This is a genomic window from Pedobacter sp. KACC 23697, assembly GCF_045348445.1.
Taxonomy (GTDB): domain Bacteria; phylum Bacteroidota; class Bacteroidia; order Sphingobacteriales; family Sphingobacteriaceae; genus Pedobacter.
The window spans coordinates 1453715-1473364 of the sequence record NZ_CP157485.1 but is presented as its reverse complement, the minus strand read 5'-3'; the positions used below and the strand labels follow the sequence as shown (position 1 = coordinate 1473364).

Below are 19650 nucleotides of genomic sequence, written 5' to 3'. Positions count from 1 at the left end.
GGTAGTAGAGATATGACACATTTATTTGATTTGTTTAATCCGGCTCCGGATAATTTTGGACAGGGTAATCCTGATCCTACAAAAGCAGTTCCTGGACTTACCTATATTCCGGATTTCATCAGTCAAGAAGAAGAAAACGAACTTCTTTTGAATATCAACCAGAATGAGTGGCTGAGTGACCTAAAGCGGAGAGTACAGCACCTAGGATGGAAATATGATTATAGGGCGCGCAATATTGATTATTCTATGTATCTCGGACAGCTTCCGTCATGGGCATTAAACATTGCAGCGCGTCTCTATGACCGTAAACTCACGACAGATTTAGCCGACCAAGTAATTATCAATGAGTATAAGCCAGGACAAGGCATAGCCAACCATGTGGATTGTGAGCCCTGCTTTGGAAATTCAATAGTTTCCTTGAGCCTTGGATCAGCCTGCATTATGAACCTAGTCAACTTGGAAAGCAAACAAAAGATTGAAATTGTGCTGGAACCCAGAAGTGCAGTAGTCATTAAGGATGAATCTCGCTATAAGTGGTCGCATGGTATTCCTTCCAGGCTTGCCGACACCATCAACAATCAATATGTAAGAAGATCTTTACGCTTGTCCATGACTTTTAGAAAAGTGGTGTTGAGATAGTCACTCTTTGATCTGATAAGTCTCTTCTAACTGTTTATTGTAAAATATATCGGTAAAGCGTATGTAGCGCCACTGAATTTTCATGAAATAGCCAGCTATTAGATGATTACCTTTCGAAATGTCATTGAAATCCTCAGACCTCTATTTATCCTGACGCCAAAAATATCGTCAGCTAAACGCCCAGGAATCCCATGCGACCATTTGTATCTGGCGTCACCTTTCAAACAAATCGCACTGCGTGCCTCTAGGATAGCATCAATTTTCAATTTTGATTCCAGATTGATAAAATTCATTATACTAGTTGAAGAAAGACTGATTGATATAATTGTATCAGCAAAGCAGGGTTCACAGTCTATGTGATTACTAATTCCTTGACCTGGTCTATATTCGTTTACAATAACCTGGTCCGGGATTTCGTCAGCTATACCACATTCTTTCAGACTTATGGCAATTTTTTTTACCCAGTGTGGCAAAGGGCCAAGGCACATAGATTTATCGATCGATCTCTCCCGATAGTTGTATTTCCATCCATAATGCTGTACCCTTCTTTTAAGTTCTACAAGCCATTCCTCAGCGTTGATCATTGCCAAAAGTTCATTCTCATCGTCTTCAGAGATAAAATCAGGATAGTAAGTGAGCCCAGAAATAACTTCAGATCGAATTACTTTTAAAGACTTAGTTTCTTTAGTCTTGAAATAGGGACTTGATTTGATAGGACAGTTTAGATGAATATTTTCCATGATCATAGTTAATTTAGCGCAAAGTTTTTAATAGTACTCGAATTTACCATCAGCATTTATGCTTATGGTAAGATAAACCGTTAACGCAAAGATACAAATCTGCCTTTTAAATTACTAAAATTTTTAGCAATTTATTTCACAGAAATATGCTTTTTAGTTCATTAGCTTTTGATTATTTATTATGCAAAATATATTCTGTACTAACTCAGAGGATTTATTGCTTGAGTTATTTTTAGCTAAAAATTTGTTGAAAGTTATAAGTAATTTATTCACCTTTACAACACGCTTTCATTATCCAGCCGCAATTACCTCAGTAGCTTTACCCACAAACATCGCCTGGGCCTTCCAAAACCAAACCAATACACATATACTAATATCTGTATTATGCAATTTATAAGTTTTTAATTAGAATCCTTTACCCGCTCCCTGATCAGCCAGGTAGCCTCAAACAATTTCAACAATTGCTCGTAAACGATAATGACTTCAAATTTGCTCAGCCTTTCTTCCATGAAGCAGGTGTTCAGCGCATCGTGGAGCCAGGTGTGCAGGATTTTTTTGTACCCGTCCAGCTGATAGATCCTGAACATTTTCTGGAGTACAGATGAAGGCTTTACGATTTCCCGAATGCTCAGGTTTTCAGGATAGTTACGTAGCTTTTTCTTTTCTGTTTTGATGTAGCATTTTGCAATTTCACTTTCCTGTTTGTGATCGAAGTCAAGTTTGCCAGGCTTTTGGTTTTTTAAGAGCCAGGCCGCCTCGATCAGCTTTATGGTCAGTTCGTAATTGTACACCAGGAAGGCTGGGCTACATTTTTTTGGTTTTTCGGATTCGAACGCGGCATCGTTTCGCCAGCGTTTCAGCATCTTCAAATGATCGGGCAACCATGCGTGACTAAAAAACTCGTGTACCACTTTTATCGGATCTGTTATTTCATCCTTGTTGAGATAAACGATCCTGTTATCTGTTGTCTTTTTTGCCTGCTTCTTCATCGCCTTACCTATTGATCTGTAAAACTTCTTCGATCTGTATCTGGTTGGTGTTTTTCAAGGCGGCATCATCAGCTGCAGATTGAGCAAGCAATTCTATTTTCTCCTTGCACATCCCTTTGGCCAACGATACAAAAGAAGCCACCTTTTGATAAAGACGCTCCGCATCTTGCCGCGAAACCGTAAAATCATCTTTATAGCGTGAACCAGAATAGCTCTTTGCCATGAGTTTAAATAGCCGCTCATCTTCGGCAGTGGACAGGAAAAGTTGCAAAGGCTTTTCAGAAAAGCAGGTACACAAACGGAGCAGGCGGTAAAGGTTATGGAACTCCGAACGGTAAGCAATATGAACCCTCAACAAACAGATACAAGTTTGTTCTACGGCCTGATGGAGCATAAAGGCACAAATACTGAACTGTTCCTTCTCCAGACATTCGGATGCGCACATCAAAAAACCATCAGCCAGTGGTATGCGGTGTTCATAATGCCTTATTGCTTTGATTGCGCCCTTTGTGGGGATAAATGCAGGTATCGGATCATGGTCTGTTAGACCATCTTTACTGTAGCGCAGTTTTCCACGGCTCAGCACGCTGATAAAAAAGCGGCTGTTTTGCTGTACTGCCTCGATAACCGATTGCCTGCCGTGGCCGATAATCGTAATTGTTCCATGCTGATAATCGGCATTGGCAAAATCCTGCATTTCGTAATCTATCCGGGTTGCCGTTTCGGTAATTGCCAACAGGCAATAGTCTCATTTAAAAAAATCTTGATTGTCATTGAAGCAGCCCCGGGACATCTGCGTGTAGCTGTTCTGCGAAAAGCTGAAGATCTGGAGCGGTTCGAACTTCCGGGCGAGCCGATGGATGAACGCCCTGAAATGGACAGCGTGTTCGGCTTCTGGTGATAATTTTGGTTCCATATTGATCTCATTTAAATTTCTTTCAAATGAGTCCTGGAAGTGGTCGGCAAAATAAGGCGTGAAACCCACTTCCCGTCTTAGTGGCCCTGAGAAGCCATGGATACGGAAAAGCAGGCCCACGCCTATGACGTGAGCACTACACTTACCTCTCGTATCCGTTTGAAATTTCTCAGGTTTCTAAGACGAGACTCGAAGTGCGAATGCTTCAATATTTTGTGAAGTAATCGCTAAAAATAATTCTTTATTATTTCATACCCAAACGTAGTGAAAATTCTTGACAAAAACAAACTATTAGTATTTTTTAATTTACTAATAGTTCTTTTTTATAAATGAATAGTAACTTATTGACGACTTTAGTTATAAACGTAATAATATGGCTAATTGGAAGAACAATAATAATAATCCCGAAAAAGATCTTTCGTCAATAGGTGCAATGTTTGAAATCAACAAGATCAAAAAGATGTATGATATTTCTGAGTTGTATCCGACTAAGATTATTAAATTGTTAGGCATCAATTCGGAACGGTATTCTGTGAAGTTGGCTGATCCTGAAAAGTTCACCGTTTCTGAAATACTACGTTTAGCATACATACTAAATATTGACCCAAATCTGATCGTTAATGTGATACAGGCAGAAACAGAAAAGAAGATTATAAGCAAGATCAGCTTAAATAGAGCTAAGCAGGCTAGGTAAAACAATCATGTGGATACCGATTTCGTTAACAGAATTAAAAGAATGCATTTCACATGCTGAATTAAAACTTGATGGTGAGTCGCTGAATTTCTGGAACCTTATAAAAATTCCCCCCCAGAAATGGAAGGAAAAAGAATATGGAAACGATGGCGGAGGATTTTGGGCAGTTGCTGTTTTCGGAAATACAGTAATTTTTTATAATGATATAGAAGATGGGTTTAATATTTCGTCATATGCAGTTTATGGACAGATTAGCGAATATGCATCAGAACAAGCTGAACTTAATTGGGTCGTAGAACGAATCTACAATTCATTAAAACAGAATGCTCAACTATAATGTCAACTACCAATGCACACAAGTGATTTGACAAGCAAGATGCTTGCATATCGATATCTTAAAGATTTTTTAGCTTAACTACCACCTTCGCCAATCCGCGGAATGTTGGCATCAATTTAACATAACAACACAACTCAAAAGCCTTAAATAAATATGGGACATAATATCAATACTTTGATTGGACGTTTGCCAATAAATATCGACAAAGTAGAAAAATATGGATTAGCAGTTGCTGTTGAAAGTAATTATGCCATCGTCTTTTTAGACGACGACCATCTTTTTCATTGGAGTTATATATTAGATTTGAGATATTACGCTGATAATGAGTATTTATGTTTTGGCAACGAATTAGTTCATTTCTTTGCTCAGGAAATTGGACTGAAAAATTATGTAATCGCATATTTATCTTCTGGGTTCTATGGGGTTCTTTACAATAATGCTATTCAAATAGTTGAAGGAGGAATCAATTTAGTATTAAAAGAATTGGGAGTTAACTCTAACGGTCTCCAAAATGAATTTGATCAACTTAACCTAGACAAGTACAGACATTCAGAGGTATATTATTTGCGAAACGAATTTAAGTGGGAAATTCCAGCAAATGTTATTGTTGGACATATAGAAAAATAATAACTAGTAACATTATTTTTTGAATACGGCTGCTGTTATAACAAGGATAATAACCCCCTCTCTCCGTAGAGTTAAGCATAGCGTATCTACGGATATTAGAATAAAATTGAACTTATAAACTCAAATAAAAGTGAGTTACAGACTCTTTTCTATTTCCTTAAAACTTAACGCGAATGCTTAAAGATCATCGGGTTTATATCCAATCCTTTTCCATGTAGGATTAGGCTGCTCCTGTTTTTCAAGGAGTTGATCAAGATAACGAAATATGATCTCCATATTTTTTATCCTGATTGTCTAGCTCGTTCTTGATTTTTTCAATCTCCAAACGGATTTCTGTATTATCCATAAACATGTGACGGATACGGGTAAATATGCGCATGATCTGAATGTTAACCGCTATCGCCCTGTCACTGTTAAGTATGCCTGAAAGCATAGCTACACCTTGTTCGGCAAATACTTTGGGGCCTTTTCGTATTCCGCCCTAACTTGATGTTCCATTTTGGAACATCAAGTTTTTAAATTCGTCATCTTCGCTTACCTTGATATCTAAAATCTTATCGAAATGCTGGGTAGTAATGATACTGATGCACGAGTAATCAATTAATAATTTCTCCTTTATTATCGGCCAACTTCCCGCGCCATTGCTGTATTTGCTCAGGTGTTTGTTTTAACCAATCTGTTACCTCACCAATAATTTTTAACGGTGCCCGGGTACGGTAAGAACGGGTTAAATTTCCGGGAAACTTTTTGTTGGTCACATTCGGATCATCCTCAAAACTGTCTGTGGGTTCAACGATATAAACCCGTTCAGCACCTTCGCCAAGCGCCAGCGCAGCTGCAAGTCCGGCGCTGTTAACCAAGGCCGTAAAGTAAATATGATTCATCACCAGTGCTGACTGATAGTTGGAAGTGCGGCCTGGGGTTAAAAGATCTCCAATTTGGAGATTTGCCCTTGTTCCATGATAAAAAGGTCCTTTATCGATGGGTTGGCTTATGGATGCTAAAGCTAAACCATCATACCTTTCTGCATTTTCTACATCGCCGAGCAATTGATAATGATCAGCGAGGGACGAATATATGTGCGTTAGAAAAGATCCTTTTAGTGATTCATTACCGGCATTCAAGGCATGCTCCAATGCCGTTTTATACCAATCAATTTTACCGGGAATAGCGGTTTGCAGGCTGGCCATGTACCAGGCTGAGATAGACTTTTCAAAATCGTCTGCGGCTTCATTCCAGGCCTGGAGAAATGTTTTAGCGGCTTCTTCTGCATTCCCTGTTTGATTCAGGTGCATACCTTTCATTAAAAGCATGATGAGAGGATGGTTGGGACTGAACTCCATATTTGAATATTTTTAACAAAATAACGCAAAAATTGCCTTTTACAATGCCCGCCCCTATTTTGTAGGATATAATCTCAGGGAAATAAGTTTTAACTTTCTCTGATTGTTCATTTTCTTTATGCGTAGTTCTAAGCATCATGTTTGCCACGAAAGCAGGAAAAACACAGAAAAACTTTAATTTCTTCCATGATTTCTGTGTTTTAGTGGCTACTTAATTTATGCACGTATTTTAAAAGTAATCTTGCTAAGCACCATATTTACGGGAATCGATTTCGGTTTTGATCAGTAAGTTACCTAGAAATTTTGCCAACAAATAAATTATCGTACCCCTCTGTCCGTAGAGTTAAGCATAGCGTCTCTAAGGATATTAGAATAAAATTGAACTTATAAACTCAAATAAAAGCGAGTCACACACTCTTTTCTATTTGCTAATCCGTAGCGCCCCGCGGAATTCTACAGATAGACAAGGATATAGCTGAATTTTAAATTTAATCAATAAACGAGCGGGCATTTGATACCCGCCCGTTTATCTATTCGGGTAAGGCAACTTTCTCTTTGCCAAAGCCCCAGTTAATTCCAAAAAGGGAAATAAGCTTATTCGGCCCTGAAAAATCTTTTCCGAAAGTTCCATTGATAAATATATTATCCGATACCTTCACACTAATCATACCTACAGTCCTGTTTTTTGAATCAGAAACGCCATTTGTAAATCTGTATAACGATTCAACAGCAATATTTAATCGGTTGAGTTCAAACCCTAAATTGCCCCCTGCATCAAGATTATGGGCTTTCCCGATTACATTTTCGTCATTTACCTGATAACGATCGTAAAGATAGCGGCCCAATGCATTTATAGAAAAATAGTTAGTTGCTTTTTTATCCAGTTTCAAATTAAGCGATAAACCAGTCCATACACCCGAACGGCCTATTTTTGTCGCATCACTGCTGATACCATATCCGGCAGTAGCAACAGAAACGTCCCAGGCAAATACAGGTTTTTGTATAATAAGATCATTTATTGTCTTAAGATCGGGAGCTGAAAGCTTGATCCTCATTTTCTCCGTTAATGCATTTATCTGATCCTGGTAGTTTTTATCGCTGGCATTGAGCCTGGATATAGCATCAATTAGATCCTGATTGCTTGAGATGTCTTCCAGCGCATGCTCATGCCAGCTGTTAATTGCGCTGTTAAGTGCTTTGGTGTGATCTTTATGATATGCCCTCAATAAGGTCGTATGGGCACCTATTGAGAAAACTTTTTGTGATTTTTCTATATTGTCAGGGATAAGGTCTTTATTTATAAAACCAACCGAAAGGGAAGTGAACTTCAATCCGGAGAAGATATTCTGCCTGGTATCGTCTAAAACTTTGCCGGATTCTGGCCGCGTTAAACCTAAATAAGAATATATGCTAATCCCTTCGGGATCAACCCACCAAACAGGCGCAAATTGCGCTGAAAAATTATCAGGAAAGTATGAGCCACCGTTTGCAACAGATTGCACTACACCTAATGCAAACGATTTAGGGGTGGTTGGGTTTTGGACCAAGGTAGGTGTGATATCGGTAAGTGAAAATGCCGGCGAAACCGGTACACTTAAACTTTTAAGCGTACTGGATTTGCTTGAAGTTTCTGAAGAACTTTGCGCGATGGCATTACAGCATACCGCTGCTAATGCCAGAGTGAACACGAACTTTTTCATACAAGGTCGATAATAAAAATAACATAACAGCTAGGATCTTGATAGGATTTTAACGGGCTATTAAAGGTTTTGGTACCATCATTACCTCCTGAAAGTGTGTAGCTGCCTCTTATTGCTGCTGCTTCGGTTGCTCGACTTTCGGGGTCGGTACCGGTCAGATTTACCAAGGTAAATACGGTAAGTCGTTTTCCTTTCAAGAAAGTACCTTTACCTATGGCTTGATTGGCAATATCGCCAGTTGCATCTACTGAATGGGCCACGGGAACTCCGGGACTATTATCAGACACTATTAAAACGCTTGCTCTGCTAGCGGCAAGGCCAACAGTTGTGATGTCTACTGATAGACTGACTTGGCCATTACTTGTACCAATGTTGTAAGTATTTGACATTTTGAGGGTTGTTTAGAATGATTAAATAAAGTTAACTATTTAGGCATAAGGTGTTTATTAAGTAATTGCAATTTATTTTTAAGATAACTTAAAGAAGCCAGGCATTAATTTTTTACAGCTCACAATGTATTTTAAATATGGTAATCCCCTTTAAAAATTTCCGACCGAGGCGGGGTAGTATTTTATTGTAAATTACTTAAAATTAATCTGTTAATTCTTAGTTTTCTAATTTACAATATGTTATTTCGATTGAGAATACCTACATGTCGGTATTTTTAATTTTATTTACGCTAATGCAGTAGTTATGATGAAGGTTGAACTGCTTTTGATATTATTGCTTGTTAGCGCCAGAATGTATAATCTATTAGGGGCAATATAAGCAGACAAGGAGTAGATTTGCTTTTGGAATTGATAAAGAGGCAATTAACTTGAAGTTGCAGATCAAGCCAGATGACTTCTTCTTGACAGGAAAATAAGATTCGGCCGCGTGTTAAAGATTTTTATTCAAATTTTAACCAATCCAAAACAAAAAACCTCACATTTCTGTGAGGCTTTTCGTGATCCCGCTGGGATGTGCATTCAAGGCATGCTTCAATGCAGTTTCATACCAATCAATTTTACCAGGAATAGTTGTTTTCAGCCTCGCGATGTACCAGGCTGAGATAGCCTTTTCAAAATCGTCTGCGGCTTCATTCCAGGCCTGGAGGAATGTTTTAGCGGCTTCTTCTACATTCCCTGTTTCATTCAGGTGCATACCTTTCATTAAAAGCTTGATGAGAGGATGGTTGGGACTAAATTCCATGTTTGAAGATTTTTAACAAATTAACGCAAAAATTGCCTTTTACAATGCCCGCCCCTATTTTGTAGGGTATAATCTCACGGAAATAGTTTTAACTTTTCTCTGATTGTTCGTTTTCTTTATGCATTAGTTCTAAGCATCATGTTTGCCACGAAAGCACGAAAAACACAGAAAAACTTTAATTTCTTCCATGATTTCTGTGTTTCAGTGGCTACTTAATTTATGCACGTATTTTAAAAGTAATCTTGCTAAGCATCATATTTACGGGAATCGCTTTCGGTTTTTATCAGTAAGTTACCTAGAAATTTTGCCAACAAATAAATTATCGTACATTTGTATTGACTGACTAAACAGTCACTAAAATAGAATATGATAACAAAGGAAATAGCAGAACAATATTTTAATGCAATGGTGGCAGGAAACTTAGCTGAAATGAACAAATTAAAAACACCTCATTGTGTTTATTGGCTTAGTGGTGAGGGATCCTGGCCTTTTGGAGGTTTACAATCCATAGAAAATCAGGCGAAATTATGGGGCATCGTTGCAGAACGATTTCCGGAGGGTATGAAAATGACGCTCCAATCTATAACGGCAGACAATGAGCGGGCGGCACTTCATGTTCATATCAGGGGAAAGCGAAAGGATGAGCGTATTTACGAAAACGATGTAATGTTGCTTTTAACCTTTAAGGATGGTTTAATCAGCGGGCTTTATGAATATCTGGACACCATTATGGTCAATGAATTATTCTGTGGCCCGATGGATGATATAATTAATTAGTGGATAACACGAAGCGTGTGATTGGGAGATGATACTCCCCGATTGCCTTCCGAAATTACCTGAGCATGGATAAAAGAGAAAAACTACTTCAAACTGCATTGGAATTATTTGTATCACAAGGATTTAATGATACACCAACCAGTAAAATTGCAAAAGAGGCAGGTGTTGCCACCGGGACTTTGTTTTACTTTTTCCCGACCAAAGATGAGTTGATCATTTCACTTTATTTAAAATTAAAAGGACAGGCAGCAGAAAGTATAAATGCTGCATTGGTAGATGTTAAATCAACAAAGGAAGCCATCAAAGCTTATTATCAAGAATCGCTTAAATGGTCGATACGCAATCCCACCGAATTTTCATTTTTGGCACAGTTCTCCAATTCTCCCTATCTGAAAAGAATTGGTACGGATGAAATTTCGGCACAGATAGCACCCGTATTGCAACTTTTTGAAGAGGCTATTGAGGAGCAGCTGGTGGTTGATATTGATGTAAAGTTATTATATGCGTTGATCAGTAATCAGGTATTTGGTGTAAACCAATACCTGTCTTCAAATAAATTTACCAAAGATGAACAACATCACATCATTGAGGATACTTTTTTGATGTTTTGGAAAATGATTGAAGACTGATTAGAAAAGCAATAGAGATGAAAATAATAGTAACAGGCGCCACAGGAATGATTGGCGAAGGCATTTTGATGGCTGCTCTTGATCATCCCAATATTACCGGGGTATTGATGGTGAATAGAAGGGTTTCTCCATTAAAACATCCCAAACTTTCAGAACTGATTGTAAAAGACTTTACCCAGTTAACCACACATAGCGCTCAACTGGCTGGCTACGATGGCTGTTTTTATTGTGCAGGAATAAGTTCGTTTGGTATGGGCGAACAGCAATACAACCACATCACTTTTTACACCACAATCATGTTTGCAAAGGAACTTGCCCGTGTTAACCCTGATATGGTTTTCTTTTATTTATCCGGAGTTTATGCAGATAGCTCGGAAAAGGGAAAAATAATGTGGGCAAGAATAAAAGGCAAAACAGAAAACGCATTAAATAACTTACCTTTTAAAGCTGTTTATAGCTTCAGGCCAGGTTTTATTATGCCGTTGAAAACACAAAAAAACGTAAGGTTGATTTATAAGGGACTCAGGTTGATCTACCCTATTATTTTTCCAAATAAAACCTTGACTTACGAAGAAATGTTAACTGCATTAATTCGAATACTGATACGGGGATACCACAAAAGTATTTTAGAAATAAAAGATTTGAAATTAGTTGCGAAACAGGTTGAGATGGGTGAATAACATTTGTGGTGAAATCAACTTCAAAAGAACAAAGTTTATCATGTCAGTTATTTGTTGCGAATGTGCTTTTATCAAAATTTGTATATTTACGAGGCTAGTAAACATCAAATCCCGCCATTCAGCAATAACTGCCCCGTTAAAGGCAATTTTAAAGAAGATGCTATGAGAAGAACATTTTTACTGACAACCATTGGACTGTTGTTATGTAACCTCACATTTGGTCAATCTGTACAATACAAACAGTTTGACAGCTTATTCAATACTCTTTTTAAGCAGAAAATGTTTAATGGAAATGTGCTGATTGCAGATAAAGGGAAAATCTTATTCGAAAAGAGTTATGGCTTTGCTAATGAGCAAACCGGGCAAAAAATTAATAACCAAACCATATTTGAGCTGGCATCTGTTTCCAAACAATTTACTGCCATGGCAATTGTTTTGTTAGCAAAACAAGGGAAACTTAACTATGATGATAAAATCTCAAAATATATACCTGAATTAGCTTTTTACGGAAATATCAGCATCAGAAATTTACTAAATCATACTGGCGGCCTTCCAGACTATATGGAGATTTTTGAAGAAAAATGGGATAAAACAAAAATTGCGACCAATCAGGATATTATTAATGTCTTCGCTAAATACAGACCAAAAGTTATTTTTGAACCAGGCGAAAAATACGAATACAGCGATACAGGTTATACTTTATTAGCTTTGATTATAGAAAGAATATCAGATAAGAATTTTGGAAAATTTTTGAGTGAAAATATCTTTCAACCTTTAAAAATGAAAAATACGTTTATCTACAGGAGCAGATTTGAACCAAAAGAAGTAAAAAATTATGCGCTTGGCTATGTTACAGATAGTTTAGGCCACCAGGTGCTTCCCGATAGTTTTGGAAAAGAATTTTATACTTATTATCTGGATGGAATTGTGGGCGATGGGACAGTAAATTCTACAATAGAGGACCTGTTAAAATGGGACAGCGCACTTTATACTGACAAATTGGTAGATGCAAAAGATAAAGGACTTATATTTAATTCTGTAAAAACGAACAATGGAAAAGAAACTCATTATGGATTTGGGTGGTTCGTAGGGAATTCGAAAAAATATGGCAAAATCGTGTATCATTCTGGTGGCTGGCCAGGGTATTCCACTTATATAGAAAGGCATTTGGACAATGACAAAACGATCATCATCCTACAAAACCGTTCAGAAGCCAAAATAAATTCATTTTTGCAAAAAGTAAGAGCGATATTATATAATTAATTTAAAAAATATGTATGCTTTTTTTAAGGGATACCAGGATTGTTTATTCATTTAAAATTTTAGATAGTGATCCCGCTGGGAGTGGCTGAGTCGCTCTAAAGCCCGAACACCCGGCCTGCCCTTCTGTTCGAACCCCAGCGGGATAAAAACAAAAAAGCCCCAACTTTCGTTGAGGCTTTTCGTGATCCCGCTGGGATTTGCACCTAGTGCTAAAATCAGCGTTTAAATAGTATTATGGCTGTTTTGTAATTCTACTCATTGAATTACTCACTATTTTTTTAATACGTTTTAGCTGCAATTGCTATATATAAAAATAATAAACTTTTAGAAACGAATCAAAGGAAATTAGTTTAAGCTTCTATTTTCGGTTTGACTCCACTTCTTGGTACAACCTCTTTTTATACAGTAAGAGGGGTTGTCTGTTGAAAAACTAGCCATTCACTTTCAAAACAAAGTTTTTTTCGGTTAGATCTCCTGGTTTAGGAAAGAAGTAACCTGAATTCTTTTGTTAAACTATTGTTGGATTATTTCACATATTTTTTAATAGTGTGGAAAAGCAGTGTATCTTGGGATTTGTTAAAGAGATACAATTAAAAGCTCTTAAATCTAACTTTTACAAGACATTTCTTTTAAAAAACCAATAAGTGAAGAATTTAGTTATCATGATAAATGATATTCTGCTATATCTTAATTAATAATCAAATTATGCCAGTATGATCGCAAAAAAGGAGTATATTAAAGTTCTCACAATATTAAGTTTGGCTGTTTCTGATACACGGGAGGATACGATAAAATCAATTATAATTAACTAGCCTCTATGAATCGGCAGTGTTCAACGAGACACCTTATGTAATGTTATTCAAAGGCTTTATGAATTCGAACCTTATAAAGATGAGTTTTTAGCAATTTTCAACAGCTTAGTGGATGCAGGCAAGGTTATCAAATCTTCGGAGGAATACATTTCGTCGGCACCAACGAGTAGATTTTAAAGACTCAGAAGTAACATTGAGGGATCAGGAAAGTGCAAGATTTCAAAAACTTTATTTCCGATCGCCTGCTATTGGAATTAGACGCTCACAAACTGAAAGTCATATGGTCGGATCTTTTCTATTTAAAATGTGTTAGTATGTAAGGAAATCCATAAATCTTTTGTACATTGGCCTCAATGAATAGAAAAACTACATCTTCTCCGGTTACACCGCCTTGATAGTTTAGTCCTACACTGGCAGTAAAGCGCAGCATATCCTTCCCTGCTTACTGTTCTATTTTTGTCTTTTTTCAAATATTCTCTTAATTATTAAACTTTCATAAACATGAAGGCATACTTTAATTTGTTCGACTTTTCACAAAAGGTCAACTACAAGACCGAGGTATTGGCAGGTCTTACCGTAGCTATGACCATGATACCCGAATCGCTCTCTTTTGCTATATTAGCTGGTTTCTCACCACTTACAGGGCTATATGCCGCATTCCTGATGGGATTGATCACGGCTATACTGGGTGGCCGTCCCGGAATGGTTTCGGGCGGTGCGGGCGCAACAGTAGTTGTACTCATCGCACTCATGCATTCGCATGGGATCGAATATGTATTTGCTGCCGTAATCCTTGCTGGTATTATCCAATTATTTGTAGGTCTTTTCAAACTTGGAAAATTCATACGGTTGGTACCTCAGCCTGTAATGTACGGATTTGTTAACGGATTAGCCGTAATCATATTTATGGCTCAGGTAGAACAATTTAAGGCAACTACATCGAGCGGTAATGCCTGGCTAACGGGTACTCCACTATGGATTATGCTCGGCCTGGTACTTCTTACAATTGCGATTGTTGTGCTGTTTCCAAAAATCACCAAAGCAGTTCCTGCATCCCTCGTTGCCATTATCGTGGTATTTCTCGTTGTTATCGGCTTTAATATTGACACCAAAACAGTTAAGGATATTGCATCCATAAGCGGAGGTTTCCCTCCATTTCATATTCCTGAAGTACCTTTAAATCTGGAAATGCTGAAGATCATCTTTCCATATTCACTTGTTATGGCTGGTGTTGGCCTGATTGAAAGCTTATTAACCTTGAATGTAGTAGATGAAATCACGGGAACAAAGGGACGCGGCAACAAGGAAGCGGTAGCTCAAGGTACTGCAAATATAGCCAATGGCTTCTTCACCGGCATGGGCGGTTGTGCAATGATCGCACAATCATTCGTTAACCTTTCCGCGGGATCAAGGGCGAGGCTTTCGGGAATAGTGGCCGCACTTACCATTTTGTTAATTATCCTTTTCGGAGCTCCTATCATTGAACTTGTACCAATGGCAGCACTGACCGGGGTCATGATTATGGTGGCTATCGGTACGTTCGAGTGGATCAGCCTGAGGATTGTAAACAAGATGCCAAAGCATGATATTGCTGTGGGGATATTGGTCGCTGTCATTACCATTTGGCTACACAACCTGGCACTTGCAGTGCTGATAGGAGTTATCATTTCGGCGCTGGTATTTGCATGGGAAAGCGCCAAGCGTATACGTGCAAGAAAGTATGTGGACGATCAGGGCATCAAGCATTATGAGATATTTGGTCCTCTGTTCTTCGCCTCAACAACAGCATTCCTTGAGAAGTTTGACATACAGAACGATCCGCAGGAGGTTGTCATCGACTTCAGGGAAAGTAGGGTTAGCGACATGAGTGCTATCGAAGCATTGGGAAAACTAACAGAACGTTACCATAGTGCAGGGAAAAAACTTCATCTGCGTCACCTGAGTGCAGATTGCCTAACTTTACTTAAAAACGCTGAGTCGGTTATTGAAGTCAACATTTTGGAGGACCCAAACTATAAAGTAGCGACTGACAAGCCATAATAAACTTTTTTAGATATAATTTACTTTCATTCAAGAGCCCGTTTGCTTTCCTAGCACACGAGCTTTTCGATTGGACACAAATTTTAATACTTAGTATCACATAAAAATTATGTAAGCAGAACACTGATAAATTCCAATTCATGAACCCTTCACTGCTTTTACTTATCAAAGCTTTACATAATCTTTTTTACATAGTAAGGGGAGGAATTTTTATAACTGCAAAACTGCCCGAGTTTATTAAGGTTGGTAAATCAGATTTGATTGAGCAGTATCTGTTTCTGACCACTTCACACGATGGTTTTGGTAGCATTACCGCATCATTCACACCCATTCGCATTTGTTGCCAAAATACGTTGAATACCGCATTACGAAACCAAAAAGGGACAATAAAAATACGGCATACCACAAGCGCAAACGAACGATTGAAGAAGGCACACCAACTATTAGCCATCGCCAACCAATTAGGTGGAGAAATGGAGCATATTTTTAACCAATGGGCAAAGGTCAGGATTACGGATAAGCAGGTAAAAAAACTGGTGTAAATGGCAATGGCACCAAACAAGCAAACTTTGGAAAACCTAAGAAAAGTAAGTTTTCAACTTTGTTTACCAATATGGTAGACAAGGTTTTGGAGTATGCCGAGACCAGCCCGATACAACAGTTCGATACCACAAAGGGAACTTTCTTTGGTGCTTACAATTATTATGTAAAATTCTATATATAAAATCCGTAAATTATATGACGTTTTACACTAATGTATCAATCGATGTTAGAAATAGAATTCCAACAAATGGATACTTATATTTCAACTTTCATCATTAACTTGGAAAACAGGAATGAAAGATTGAAAAATGTATTGAAAGAATTTGAAGGCAAGAATGAGTTTAAAATTAATGTTGTAAATGCAGTAAAGCATAAAATCGGGGCGGTAGGTCTATTTAAGAGCATACAACTAGCAATAACTATTGCAAAGGAAAATAATGAGGATGTTATTATTATTTGTGAGGATGACCATGTATTTACAGAGCATTATAGTAAGGAACTTCTATTTAAAAATATCATAGAAGCACATGCACAGGGGGTCGAAATACTATGCGGTGGTATTAGCGGTGGTTTCCAGATCGCTGTCCCAGTGTCTAAAAATCGTATATGGCTAGATAACTATTACTGCAACCAATTTATTGTTATCTTCAAAAGTATTTACAACCTAATACTGAACACCGAATTCGATGAAACGAAAAAGGTAGACCAAACCCTTTCCGCATTAACGATGAATAAAATGACAATTTTTCCTTTCATTTCTATTCAAAAGTATTTTGGCTATTCTGATGTCAGCTCCCATAACCAGGACGATCCTGAGTGGGCGAGAAATCGATTTGAAATCGCAAGTAAGAACCTGAGAAAAGTTTGGCAGGTATACAATTTTTATCAAAGTTAATAACTTATTTTTCCTGAGAGATGTAGTAGAAGACTTATATATGATAGTAATCGAATTAAAGGGGGGCATTGGAAACCAGATGTTTCAATACGCATTTGGTAAATTTTTGTCTTTGAAGTACAATAGGCCGCTATTACTTAATACCAGTTTTTATACATCTGGGCGATCTGACAGAACCTTCGACTTAGAGATATTCAGGATAGAGGAATACATGAACGCAGAAGATGTTATATTTAATCATCAATGGCGGCGTGACGAGATTACATTCATTTCAGAAAATAGCTACTGTTTTGATGCAACTAATCATCAGCACTTGGAATCAGATGAGATTTATAAAAAACTTGTTTTTGTCAAGGGCTACTGGCAGTCTTATAAGTATTTTGCACCAATAGATGATCTGATCAAAAAGCAGTTTATTTTTAAAAAAGGGCTTTCTAGCATTTGGAAAAATGCGGCTTCCGAGATCGTTAATAGCAATTCCGTAATGATTCACATAAGGCGAGGCGATTATCTTCAAAAGTTGGACTATCATGGAGTAGTATCTGAAAATTATATCGATGATGGAATTAATTACTGTAAAAATAATTTAGCAGCAGCCAGGTTTTATGTATTTTCAGACGATATTCCCTGGTGCCGCGAAAAACTGTCTCGTTATGAAAATATAAGATTTATGGATGAGCGTTTTTATGGGGAAAATAATTTGCCGTATTTGCAATTGATGTGTCAATGTAAACATTTTATTATGGCAAACAGTAGTTATAGCTGGTGGGCTGCATGGCTAGGGAGATCTAAAAACAGCATCATCATCTATCCCCGGAAGTGGTTTGCAGCAGAACATCTAGTTATCAACGATCTAACTCCTCCAGATTGGTTGAGCTTTTAATATATTGAACAATATGGAAAATCAAGTACACATTTTACCAAGTGTCAGTATTAAATTGTAAATCAGTTTTATCAATTTAATTGATTGGCAAGTTCATATGAATTTTAATTAACGACAGAAGTTTCCCTTTCCGGAAGGAAATAAAATATTTGCCAATTAATCAATTATCAAACAGGCTTTTTTATCATATAGAATAACTTCAAAAGAAAACTGTAACTATAATCAATTGGTCTCAAAATTTTGTTTTATTTATGATAGGAATTCTGCCAATCTGTTTTTTTGCTGTTGACTGTTTTAACAGGATGGTATAGAATTTCATCTGTCATTTCGATAGCTTCTATTGTTGGACGAAAACGCATACTACCTGTACTGACGTTACCGTGCAGATCAGGCAGAGCAGATTTGTAATGTGTTTTTGTAACCATTGATGAAACGAATTCACCTCTATCACCTAAATCGGCAATTGAAAATCCTGCAGAAAATAATAAGCTAACCATTGTTACTTCATGGTGTCCACTCCAGCCTGTCTTGAAGGCATTATTGAGAAAAGCTAGTGCTCTTTTGGAAATGCGAAATATAGGATTAAATGATCTAAGTCTGAAATTTAGCGGAATTCTTATCCCTGAATTATGCTTTAGCGTTTCCCACCAAAACCAATTGGGTTCGTCTTGGTATCTTCGAACATGGCAGGTTAAGAAATCAGTGCTATCCTGTTTAAAAGAATCAAAAAAAACACTCCAGTCTCCGTTAAATCTAACATCATCCTCGATATACCAGTAATAATCGTAACCCTGGTTCTGCTGATAATAATCAAAAAGTGGAAAGTGATTACTCCCAGGTGTTAATTTATTATTTATAGCATTGAACCCAGTTGACCTCAAGATATTATCCGTGAAAGGAATCGGATTTTGAATGGAAATGGATTTTGAAATTACCTTTCTGGTCTGATGATACATAAGAAAAACTTCGTGGCGATCTGGGGCTTCTCTTTTGAGCTTTTGATACACGCTCAATGTTGTTCTATCACTTTTATTAGTAAGGAAAAGCACAGCACACTTTTGTTGAGCTTCATTTACCACCAACTTATTCTCAATATTTTTGTAGCACTTACCTTTCTGATATAGTAAGTTAATGTCTATCTTGTCAAGTATTTTAGAAGGCGATTCAGCATTGAATTTTCTGGCGAATAGAAAACTGCTTCGTTTAATCAATGCAAAATGTTGCTCATTGAGATATCTGGGATGGGTATATGGAGAATCCCATTTGATGAGATGAAGACCTTGATTAATAAGATTGTCCTCAATAATTTTTTCACCGCAATTTAAAAATAGGGTCTGGAAGAAACTTTCATCAGGAATATCGACGGTTTGGAAATATCGTACAAAATCTGGATTGAGTTTTATAAAATCAAAAATAATCTTCAATGCATATTTTGGTAATGAGAACCACTGAGAACCGGCATATATTTTTAACACCTCATTAATTTTTTCATAGGATGGAAATCTTTCTTTACCTCCTTTCCACCATATACGGTAAGGTATTTTATTGAAAGTCAAATAAATAGATAATGGATTGGATTTTAAATATTCATAGATGTATCGGTTATTTTTGATGGGATAATCATGCCCGCTCATAACCACTATACGATCAGTGAAAGGTAGTTTATCGCATACAGCCTTGAGGCAATTTAAAGTAGCCTGAACAATTGCAAAACTACCCCAATAGCTTTCGCATCTTTTTTTTATAAACGTAATATTTACCAGATCAAGAGCAGTAAATCTATTTGTGAAAGTTGAAAGCTCTGCTCTGATGTCAATATGAACAACAAACTTTACATTCTCGGCAGATAAGCAACTGACCAGCCTTTCAAGATTTTTAGGATCATCATGTGCTAATATCACGTATGTTAAATTCATATATGTTTATTAAAGTAATATCCTAAATCTAAAAAA

At 37.2% G+C, this 19650-nt stretch carries 21 protein-coding genes; 12 read left to right on the top strand and 9 right to left on the bottom strand.

Annotated elements, in window-relative coordinates:
• Positions 1–12: 12 nt before the first annotated feature.
• Positions 13–639 carry an alpha-ketoglutarate-dependent dioxygenase AlkB gene (locus ABEG20_RS05645; RefSeq protein ID WP_406826411.1) on the top strand — a complete coding sequence of 209 codons (627 nt, stop codon included), beginning with the start codon at positions 13–15 and terminating at the stop codon, positions 637–639.
• A gap of 98 nt (positions 640–737) precedes the next feature.
• Here the strand turns inward: ABEG20_RS05645 and ABEG20_RS05640 are convergent, their stop codons facing one another.
• The 3 genes from ABEG20_RS05640 to ABEG20_RS05630 all read right to left on the bottom strand — a co-directional run bounded on the left by ABEG20_RS05640 (position 738) and on the right by ABEG20_RS05630 (position 3104).
• Entirely contained in the window at positions 738–1379 is a 642-nt protein-coding gene (locus ABEG20_RS05640; protein WP_406826410.1) for an alpha-ketoglutarate-dependent dioxygenase AlkB, read from the bottom strand.
• 401 nt (positions 1380–1780) lie between these two features.
• Entirely contained in the window at positions 1781–2368 is a 588-nt protein-coding gene (locus tag ABEG20_RS05635; protein ID WP_406826409.1) for a hypothetical protein, read from the bottom strand.
• A gap of 4 nt (positions 2369–2372) precedes the next feature.
• Positions 2373–3104, bottom strand: coding sequence for a HEPN domain-containing protein (locus ABEG20_RS05630; RefSeq protein WP_406826408.1), 732 nt, complete (start codon positions 3102–3104; stop codon positions 2373–2375).
• Positions 3105–3657: 553 nt separating this feature from the next.
• Here ABEG20_RS05630 and ABEG20_RS05625 point away from each other — a divergent pair.
• The 3 genes from ABEG20_RS05625 (at position 3658) to ABEG20_RS05615 (ending at position 4942) form a co-directional block, all read left to right on the top strand.
• Positions 3658–3978: a hypothetical protein gene (locus ABEG20_RS05625; RefSeq protein WP_406826407.1), complete on the top strand. Its 321-nt coding sequence runs from the start codon at positions 3658–3660 to the stop codon at positions 3976–3978.
• Between the two features lie 7 nt (positions 3979–3985).
• Entirely contained in the window at positions 3986–4315 is a 330-nt protein-coding gene (locus tag ABEG20_RS05620; RefSeq protein WP_406826406.1) for a hypothetical protein, read from the top strand.
• Positions 4316–4468: 153 nt separating this feature from the next.
• A complete protein-coding gene (locus ABEG20_RS05615) occupies positions 4469–4942 on the top strand; it encodes a hypothetical protein (protein WP_406826405.1) in 474 nt (157 codons plus the stop codon).
• 250 nt (positions 4943–5192) lie between these two features.
• Here the strand turns inward: ABEG20_RS05615 and ABEG20_RS05610 are convergent, their stop codons facing one another.
• From ABEG20_RS05610 to ABEG20_RS05590, 5 genes are all read right to left on the bottom strand, one after another.
• Complete coding sequence (locus ABEG20_RS05610) at positions 5193–5321, bottom strand: hypothetical protein (protein ID WP_406826404.1); 129 nt, start codon at positions 5319–5321, stop codon at positions 5193–5195.
• A 217-nt stretch (positions 5322–5538) separates the two neighbouring features.
• Entirely contained in the window at positions 5539–5937 is a 399-nt protein-coding gene (gene arr, locus ABEG20_RS05605; protein ID WP_406827380.1) for an NAD(+)--rifampin ADP-ribosyltransferase, read from the bottom strand.
• 878 nt (positions 5938–6815) lie between these two features.
• On the bottom strand, positions 6816–7985 hold the full coding sequence (locus ABEG20_RS05600; protein ID WP_406826403.1) for a hypothetical protein: 1170 nt from the start codon (positions 7983–7985) through the stop codon (positions 6816–6818).
• Positions 7982–8374, bottom strand: coding sequence for a hypothetical protein (locus tag ABEG20_RS05595; protein ID WP_387504378.1), 393 nt, complete (start codon positions 8372–8374; stop codon positions 7982–7984). The genes ABEG20_RS05600 and ABEG20_RS05595 overlap by 4 nt, the downstream gene beginning before the upstream one ends.
• A gap of 535 nt (positions 8375–8909) precedes the next feature.
• A complete protein-coding gene (locus ABEG20_RS05590; RefSeq protein WP_406826402.1) occupies positions 8910–9176 on the bottom strand; it encodes a hypothetical protein in 267 nt (88 codons plus the stop codon).
• 366 nt (positions 9177–9542) lie between these two features.
• Between ABEG20_RS05590 and ABEG20_RS05585 the strand changes: the two genes are divergently transcribed.
• The 8 genes from ABEG20_RS05585 to ABEG20_RS05550 all read left to right on the top strand — a co-directional run bounded on the left by ABEG20_RS05585 (position 9543) and on the right by ABEG20_RS05550 (position 17698).
• Positions 9543–9953 (top strand): nuclear transport factor 2 family protein, encoded by a 411-nt coding sequence (locus ABEG20_RS05585; RefSeq protein ID WP_406826401.1) that lies wholly within the window; start codon positions 9543–9545, stop codon positions 9951–9953.
• 65 nt (positions 9954–10018) lie between these two features.
• Positions 10019–10582: a TetR/AcrR family transcriptional regulator gene (locus ABEG20_RS05580; RefSeq protein WP_406826400.1), complete on the top strand. Its 564-nt coding sequence runs from the start codon at positions 10019–10021 to the stop codon at positions 10580–10582.
• Positions 10583–10599: 17 nt separating this feature from the next.
• Positions 10600–11262 (top strand): NAD-dependent epimerase/dehydratase family protein, encoded by a 663-nt coding sequence (locus ABEG20_RS05575; RefSeq protein ID WP_406826399.1) that lies wholly within the window; start codon positions 10600–10602, stop codon positions 11260–11262.
• Between the two features lie 162 nt (positions 11263–11424).
• Positions 11425–12525: a serine hydrolase domain-containing protein gene (locus tag ABEG20_RS05570; RefSeq protein WP_406826398.1), complete on the top strand. Its 1101-nt coding sequence runs from the start codon at positions 11425–11427 to the stop codon at positions 12523–12525.
• A gap of 1313 nt (positions 12526–13838) precedes the next feature.
• Positions 13839–15377 (top strand): SulP family inorganic anion transporter, encoded by a 1539-nt coding sequence (locus ABEG20_RS05565; protein ID WP_406826397.1) that lies wholly within the window; start codon positions 13839–13841, stop codon positions 15375–15377.
• A gap of 140 nt (positions 15378–15517) precedes the next feature.
• Entirely contained in the window at positions 15518–15919 is a 402-nt protein-coding gene (locus ABEG20_RS05560; RefSeq protein WP_406826396.1) for a DUF932 domain-containing protein, read from the top strand.
• Positions 15920–16143: 224 nt separating this feature from the next.
• Positions 16144–16815, top strand: a complete 672-nt coding sequence (locus ABEG20_RS05555) for a hypothetical protein (protein ID WP_406826395.1) — start codon at positions 16144–16146, stop codon at positions 16813–16815.
• Between the two features lie 40 nt (positions 16816–16855).
• Positions 16856–17698 (top strand): alpha-1,2-fucosyltransferase, encoded by an 843-nt coding sequence (locus ABEG20_RS05550; RefSeq protein ID WP_406826394.1) that lies wholly within the window; start codon positions 16856–16858, stop codon positions 17696–17698.
• A gap of 245 nt (positions 17699–17943) precedes the next feature.
• Here ABEG20_RS05550 and ABEG20_RS05545 read toward each other — a convergent pair whose 3' ends face one another.
• Positions 17944–19614 (bottom strand): beta-1,6-N-acetylglucosaminyltransferase, encoded by a 1671-nt coding sequence (locus ABEG20_RS05545; RefSeq protein ID WP_406826393.1) that lies wholly within the window; start codon positions 19612–19614, stop codon positions 17944–17946.
• Between the last annotated feature and the right edge of the window lie 36 nt (positions 19615–19650).